Origin of the sequence: Nocardia nova, from assembly GCF_002933465.1 — a bacterium.
Taxonomy (GTDB): domain Bacteria; phylum Actinomycetota; class Actinomycetes; order Mycobacteriales; family Mycobacteriaceae; genus Nocardia; species Nocardia nova_B.
In genome coordinates this window covers 1-7,312 of record NZ_PSZE01000063.1, presented here as the reverse complement: position 1 = coordinate 7,312, position 7,312 = coordinate 1, and the positions used below count along the sequence as shown (strand labels likewise).

The window sequence follows — 7,312 nt, the reverse complement described above, 5'->3', positions numbered from 1 at the left end:
GGCTGCCTGTGCCACACGGTCTCGTGCGAGCCGGCGTAGCCCCCGACCATACGGGCACGAAGACGATCACCACGATGTTCGAGGCCACGGCCCGGCACGCCAACTTCCGCTATCTACTCAATGTCGAAGTGGGCGAACATATTTCACATTCGGAGTTGATGGACCACCACCATGCGGTGATCTACGCGGTGGGCGCGGCGGCCGACCGCAGTCTCGGCATCCCCGGCGAATCGCTACCCGGCAGCCATTCCGCCGGCGAGTTCGTGGCCTGGTACAACGGCCACCCCGACTACGCGGACCGCGTCTACGACCTGTCGGGCGAGCGCGCCGTCATCGTCGGGAACGGCAATGTGGCACTCGATATCGCGCGTGTGCTCACACTCGACCCCGATGAACTCGCCCGCACCGATATCGCCGATCACGCCCTGGCGGCCCTGCGCGAGAGCAAGATCCGCGAGGTGGTGCTGCTGGGTCGGCGCGGACCGGTCCAGGCAGCCTATACCTCACCGGAATTCCTTGCCCTGCAACGATTGCCGGGCGTCGATGTGATCGTCGACGAGTCCGAGCTCGAGCTCGACCCGGCCAGCCAGGCCGTACTCGACGATCCCGGAGCCGAACCCTCGACCCTGTTCAAGGTCGAGCTGGCACGAGAGTATTCGCGGCGGGCACAGGACCCCCGACACAGACGGATCGTCTTCCGGTATCTGGCGTCACCGGTGGAGGTACTCGGGACCGACCGGGTCGACGGCCTCACGATCGTACGCAACGAACTGACCGAATCCGGCGGCGGGCTCACCCCCCGGCCGACCGACTGCACCGAGACGATCGCGACCACGCTCGTCCTGCGCTCGGTCGGCTACCGCGGGCAGGTCGTACCCGACCTGCCCTTCGACGAGTCCCGGCATATCGTGCCGAACGAACAGGGCCGGGTGGTCACCGCCGAGGGCACCCCCGCGACCGGAGTCTATGTGACCGGCTGGATCAAACGCGGCCCGCGCGGCGTGATCGGCACGAACAAGGCGTGCGCCCAGGAGACGGTGGCCGGCCTGCTCGAGGACTTCGCCGCCGGCAAACTGCCCGCACCCCGCCACGACCGGCAGGCCCTGCACGCACTGCTGGCCCGGCGCCGCCCCGAGCTCGTCGACGGCAGCGGCTGGCGCGCCATCGACGCCGCCGAGCGCGAACGCGGCAAACAGCAGGGCCGGCCCCGGGTCAAATTCGTCTCGGTGGCCGAGATGCTGGCCGCATCGCACGGGCGTTGACCAGCACAAACTTATTCGAACCAAATTATTCAACTATTTTGCACATCCGGCGCGAAAGCGCGATCAGTTCAATCATCTATCGGATAGCATCGTATTCCCTGGCCGAGACACGCCCGTGCCCAATCTGTCCACCCGCCCGGCTGCACGGCCTCACCAGGATCACGATTGGAGATTGAAGTGCACTTTCCACGGACCCCCGGGCGCATCGCAGCGCCACTCATGATTGCCGCTGCTCTCGCGGTAGCTACCGCGTGTAGCTCGTCGTCTACGTCGAATTCGACACCCTCGGCGGAGCCGATCGCAGGCTCACCGAACAAGGCCACCGGCACGCCGGTCACCATCGGCTTCATCAGCGAAGGAAAATCGCCGGCTATCGACAACACCGACGAGATCAAGGGGGCCCAGGCGGCGGTGGCCTACGCCAACGACTACCTCGGCGGTCTCGGCGGCCATCCGATCACGCTCAAGGTGTGCGAGAGCCTCGGCCAGCCCGCACCCGCGACCGACTGTGCGAATCAGATGGTCTCGGCCAACGTGGCGGCCGTGGTGGAAGGTGTCGAAGGCCAGATCGATGCGACGATAGCGCCGTTGGCCGCCGCCAAGATCCCGTTGGTCACCCACACCGCAAGCACCCAGGCGGCGTTGCAGACGCCGGGGGTCTTCATGCTGTTGAACGGGCTGTCTTATTTCGGGACGCCCGCCGCACAGGCCAAGAGCGACGGCCTGAAGAAGGCCGACCTCGTCGTCATCGGCGTGCCGGCCGCAGAGGGACCCGCCCGCCAGATCGGCGCGCTGCTCTACGGCAACGCGGGGGTGGGCCTGAACGTGACCGCGGTGCCCCCGGGTACCGCCGATATGACCCCGCAGATCGCCGCCGCCGATGGCGAACACCCCGACCTCTACACCGTCGTCGGCAACGACACCTTCTGCACCAGCGCGCTCAAGGCGATCAAGACGGTCGGCCCGAGCGTGAAGACCACCGTCATCGACCGCTGCATCACGCCGGGAGGCGCGAGCGCCATCCCCGGTGGATATCAGGACATCAACGTGGTCACCACCACCGATCTCAGCAAGGACCGGCCCGATGGCAAACTCTTCGCGAGCGTCCTGGGCAAATACGGTAACGGCGCGAAGTTCGGCTCCACCGCAGCCTTCGGCTACTCGCCGGTGCTGGGCCTGGTCGACGCACTCAACGCCGCCAAGATTTCGGAGGTGACTCCGGCAACGGTTACCAGCACCCTGCAGTCGGCGCCGGCGACGGAGTACCCTCTCTCGGGCGGCATCATGTTCCAGTGCGACGGTAAGCAGATCGCACTGTCGCCGAATATCTGCAGCACCGACGGAATCATGGCGACCGCCGACAAGGCCGGTGCCCTGTCGAACTACCGCCGCGTCGCCGCGGACGCCAAGCTCTATTCGATGCCCGGCCGCTGACCGCAATCCCGAACACGACTTCGGCCGCCTCCGGATTCGGAGGCGGCCGAAGTCTTTTCGATCGACAGTCTTTTCAGCGGCGCTTACGCCGGTGCCGTCCCGATCTCGCCGAGATAGGCGGCCTCGATCCGGTCGGGATCGGCGATGAACTCCGCCGCGGTGCCCCGCAGTCGGACATCGCCGTGCACGAGCACGATCGCCTCGTCGGCAACCTCCAGCGCCAGCCGCACATGCTGCTCCACCAGAATCACCACCGCCGAGGTTTCCTCGGCGACCCGGCGCACCACAGGGAGCAGATTCTCGACGATCACCGGCGCCAATCCCATGCTCATCTCATCGATCAGCAGCACCGCGGGATTCTGCGCCAGCGCCCGGGCCACCGCGAGCATCTGCTGCTCGCCGCCCGACAGCGCGCCCGCGGCCACATTCAGCCGTTTCGCCAAGGCCGGGAAAATCTCCAGGCACGCCTCGACACCGGGTCCGCCGCGCCGGTGCGCGAGATGCAGATTCTGTGCCACCGTGAGGGTCGTGAACAGGTCCCGGCAGTCCGGTACAAGAGCCAGTCCGGCCCGGTTGGCCGCGGCGGGCTTACCGCTGGGCAGCACCGTGCCACCGACGCAGACCTCCCCGCCCAGGCGCGGCAGCAGACCGGCCATCGTCTCCATCATCGTGGTCTTGCCGGCGCCGTTCGGGCCGAGGACAGCAAGCACCGTCCCGGCGTCCAGGCGCAGTGCGATATCGCGGACCACGGCAACCGAGCCGTGTCCGGCGACCAGGCCGCTGCATTCGAATGCCGGTGTGGCAGAAATGGTTTCAGTCATCAGATCGCCAATCCACTGGTGTGTGCGCTGCCCAGATAGGCTTGTGCGACGACGCGATCGGTGCGGATGTCCTCGGCCGCGCCCGAGGCGATGACCTTTCCGAAGTCGAGGACATGAATGAGGTCGCAGAGTCCTAGCACCAATCCCATGTCGTGGTCGACCATCACGATGGTGACCCCGCTGTCGCGGACATCGCGAAGACGATCGCCGAGCCACTGGCTCTCATTGGTGTCCAGACCGCCGGCCGGTTCGTCGAGCAGCAGCACATCCGGCGATCCGACCAGCGCTCGCGCGATCGACACCAACTGGCGCTGCCCCTGGGAGAGCTCACCCGCCTGGCGGGCGCGCACCTCGGACAGGCCGAGCAGATCGAGCACGCGGCTAAGCTTCTGATCCTCACCGCCGCCACGGCGCCGGCCCGCGGTCAATCCGACGCGTACATTCTCCTGTACATCCAGATCGTCGTACAGTTCGACGGCTTGGAAGGTCCGGCCCAATCCGGCACGGATGCGCTTGTGCGGCGGTAGCGCGTCGATATTCTCCTCGCCCAGCAATACCGCACCCCGGTGATCGGCGAATCCGCTGATCGCATCGATCAACGTGGTCTTGCCGGCGCCGTTGGGGCCGATCAGCCCCACGATCGACCCGCGGGGAATCGACAAGGAGATGTCGTCGATCGCGACCACGCCGCCGTAGTGCACCGACACATCGCGCAATTCCAGGGCCGTGGGCGCGCCGGGATCGATCACCGGGACCGGCGCGGCCGCGCGCAGCGGCACCGCACCGACCGCACCACCCACCTTCTCGGTGCCCGCCCCGCCCCGTCCGCGGGCCACGAGCGTGTGGAAGGGCCCGACGATTCCGTCCGGATTGAGGATGACGGTGAATATCAGCAGGATGCTCGCCACCACCGGATACCAGCCGTGCGCGGAGAACACTTCGTCGACGAAGATGTAGACCAAGCCGTTCGCCGCCAGCACGCCCGCGAGCAGGCCACCGGAGACCGAGGTCGTCCCCGCCAGGTACACCGTGCCGAACAGCACCAGACTGTTCAACGCCGAGAACGCGTCGAAGGTGACCGTCTGCTCCTGATAGGCGAGCATCGCTCCGCCGATTCCGGCGATGAACGCCGCGATGGCGAAGGCGATGATCTTGACGCGCACCACGCTGACCCCCGCGGCCGCGGCGGCGCGTTCGTTCGCCCGAACGGCCAGCATCTGCGATCCCAGCGCACTCCGGCGCAGATATGTCACGCCCAGCGCGACCACCACCAGGACGAACAGGCACAGGAACGCGAAACTCAACCGCGGATATTCGTGCCCGGAACCGATTCCCAGATCCCAGCCGAACAGCGAGGGGGAGCGGATCGCGACACCGGACGAGCCGACCAGATCCACATTCCGGAACCAGAGGGCTTCCACGGCGTAGGCCATGGCCAGTGTCGCCACCGCTACGGTGAGTCCGCGGATGCGCAGCGCGGGCAGGCCGACGAGCACGCCGAGCACGGTGGCGGCCAGCGCCGCGCATAAGGGCGCGAAGGGGAACGGAATGTGCCACGAGGTGCTGATCGGCCCGAGAATGAATCCGGCGACACCGGCGATCGTCAACTGCGCCAGCGACACCTGGCCCGCATAGCCGGTGACGACCACGGTCGACAACGCGATGACCGCCATGATCAGGCTGATGATCAGGCCGGTGCGGTAGCGATCGTGCAGGACCACCAGCGCCACCGCGGCAATCACCACCATCAGCACGGTGGCCGGCAGAATGCGCCGCGGCCGCGGCGCTTTGCCCAGACTTCGCAGAATGATCGCCCCCCGGGCCGGGAGCGGCCGCGATCTGATCAGGAGTACGACCAGAATCAATACCAGCGGCACCAACTCCGGAAGTCCGCTCGAGGGCAGCGCGGAATGTTTGGAGGCCAGATACTGCGCCTCCGATTGCAGAGCGCCGACCGCCAGTCCGGCGATCACCGCCACCACGACGTATTCGAAGCGGGCCACGACGGCCGCGGCCAGCGCCGGCACGATGAACAGCGTGTAGGCGACGGGCACCAACGGCACGATCGGGGCGATCAGGATGCCCGAGAGCCCCGCCACGGCCGAGCTGAGCATCCAGTTGTAGACCGCGACGCGATCGGGCGAGATGCCGCTGACGTAGGCGCCGCGCTCGGTCTCGGCGCATGCGCGAGTGGCCAGGCCGAACTTCGTGTACTTGAAGATCAGCGACAGCGCGATCGCGACGACCAGGATCGCCACCGCGAAATACACCCGATCCGCCGAGACCCGCAGGTCGCCGTGCCGCCAGACGGTCGCCGGGAATATCGGGTCGACATTGATCGGATCGGTGCCGAGTTCGACGGCCACCAGGCCGGCGGGTACCAGTGACACCCCGAGTGCGGCGACCGCGCGCGCGACCGCGGGCGCGGACCGCAGCGGCCGGAAGATCAGGACGTACAGCACCGCACCCAGTACCGCGGCGACCACGACCGACAGCAGCAGTGCCGGCCACATCGCCAGCCCGTCGCCGAATTCGATCGAGGTCGGCAGCCCCGGCACCAGCAGCAGGAACTTGCCCTCGCGCAGGTGCGCGTAGATATAGGCCGTGTAGAGCGCTATCGCACCGGAGGCGAAGTTCACCACACCCGAGCTGCGGTAGGTCAGCACAACGGCGAGGGCCAAGGCCCCGAATACCGCGCCGTTGCCAAGACCGAGCAGCAGAAACACCAAATGTTGAGTCATTCCAGAACGATCCTCCGGGGCACTGTCGAGCCGGCGCGGGTGGTGCTTTGTGCTTCCCCGGCTGCAGGTCACGGTATCACCTAATAGGTAGATGATTGATCGTTTTGAGCTATATTTGGGCGGCGCTGCGGTCAGGCCGAGGAGGTGCCCGATCGCCGCAGTGTCACGCGGTAGGTGTAATGCTCGGGCAGGAACTGGCTGACCGACAATTCCACCGCCGCGCCGTCGGCATCGGAATACAGCCGGTCCACGCGCAACATCGGATGACCGGGGGCGCAGCCGAGTTCGGCGGCCGTGGCCGGGGTGGCCGCGGCCACGGTGATCGATTGCGCGGCCTCGACGATCGGACTGTCGAGGTGCGGTTCCAGCAGTCCGATCACGGTGTAGGGACTCGACGCCCCGTCGGCCAGCTCGGGAGCCTCGGCGACCGAGCGGGCGATCCGCTCGGGCAGATGCACGGTCGTGCACACGAACGGCACCCCGTCGTGCAGACGAACGAAGACGACCGTGTACACCACGTCGGTGTCGAGCCGGAGCCGGCTGGCCGCCTCGATGTCGACCCGGCGGCGCAGCCCCGAGCGCACCTGCATGGTGGTATCCGACGACAGTTGCATGAGGTCTTCGATCGATCCGAACTGCCGCAGATACCGCTGTTCGGCGCCGGTGGCGAAGGTGCCGCGCCCGGCCACCCGGTACACCTCCCCCGCCGCGACCAGATCCTGGAACGCGCGGCGCACGGTGTGGCGGCTGACCCGATGTCGCTGTGCCAGTTCCATTTCGGTCGGCAGCGCCACTCCACCGGCGTAGCGGCCGGCCGCGATCTCCGCGCGCACACTGCGCGCCACCGCCCGGTACGCCGGTTCCGACTCCGCCCTGTCCAGCCTCATGGGAAACAGATCCTACGGACCGTCGGCTGCTCAGATACCACCGCGCGCGACGAGCTGACCGGCGATGACATTGCGCTGGATCTCGTTGGTGCCCTCGCCGACGATCATCAGCGGGGCGTCGCGGAAGTAGCGCTCGGCGTCGTATTCGGTCGAGTACCCGTATCCGC

Annotated in this window: 6 protein-coding genes; 2 read left to right on the top strand and 4 right to left on the bottom strand. The window is 67.2% G+C overall.

Annotated features, from left to right (window positions below):
- Together C5E41_RS32565 and C5E41_RS32560 are read left to right on the top strand one after the other, a co-directional pair.
- Positions 1–1,262, top strand: a 1,262-nt coding sequence (locus C5E41_RS32565; protein WP_219823311.1) for a ferredoxin, incomplete at its 5' end; no start/stop codon positions are given.
- A 219-nt stretch (positions 1,263–1,481) separates the two neighbouring features.
- Positions 1,482–2,696, top strand: a complete 1,215-nt coding sequence (locus tag C5E41_RS32560) for an ABC transporter substrate-binding protein (RefSeq protein WP_104379505.1) — start codon at positions 1,482–1,484, stop codon at positions 2,694–2,696.
- An 83-nt stretch (positions 2,697–2,779) separates the two neighbouring features.
- Here C5E41_RS32560 and C5E41_RS32555 read toward each other — a convergent pair whose 3' ends face one another.
- The 4 genes from C5E41_RS32555 to C5E41_RS32540 all read right to left on the bottom strand — a co-directional run.
- Positions 2,780–3,517: an ABC transporter ATP-binding protein gene (locus tag C5E41_RS32555; protein WP_104379504.1), complete on the bottom strand. Its 738-nt coding sequence runs from the start codon at positions 3,515–3,517 to the stop codon at positions 2,780–2,782.
- Positions 3,517–6,258 carry a branched-chain amino acid ABC transporter permease/ATP-binding protein gene (locus tag C5E41_RS32550; protein ID WP_104379503.1) on the bottom strand — a complete coding sequence of 914 codons (2,742 nt, stop codon included), beginning with the start codon at positions 6,256–6,258 and terminating at the stop codon, positions 3,517–3,519. Before C5E41_RS32550 ends, C5E41_RS32555 begins: the two co-directional genes overlap by 1 nt.
- Positions 6,259–6,389: 131 nt before the next feature.
- The gene (locus C5E41_RS32545; RefSeq protein WP_104379502.1) at positions 6,390–7,145 is read right to left on the bottom strand and encodes a GntR family transcriptional regulator; all 756 of its coding nucleotides are present in this window, start codon (positions 7,143–7,145) and stop codon (positions 6,390–6,392) included.
- 30 nt (positions 7,146–7,175) lie between these two features.
- The coding region (locus C5E41_RS32540) for an acyl-CoA dehydrogenase family protein (protein ID WP_258081413.1) at positions 7,176–7,312 on the bottom strand (137 nt) is incomplete at its 5' end.

What these genes read in the sequence shown, in the direction of transcription:
- C5E41_RS32545 (WP_104379502.1), bottom strand. Translation starts at nt 7,145, where the DNA reads ATGAGGCTGGACAGGGCGGAGTCGGAACCGGCGTACCGGGCGGTGGCG.
- C5E41_RS32560 (WP_104379505.1), top strand. Translation starts at nt 1,482, where the DNA reads ATGATTGCCGCTGCTCTCGCGGTAGCTACCGCGTGTAGCTCGTCGTCT.
- C5E41_RS32555 (WP_104379504.1), bottom strand. Translation starts at nt 3,517, where the DNA reads ATGACTGAAACCATTTCTGCCACACCGGCATTCGAATGCAGCGGCCTG.
- C5E41_RS32550 (WP_104379503.1), bottom strand. Translation starts at nt 6,258, where the DNA reads ATGACTCAACATTTGGTGTTTCTGCTGCTCGGTCTTGGCAACGGCGCG.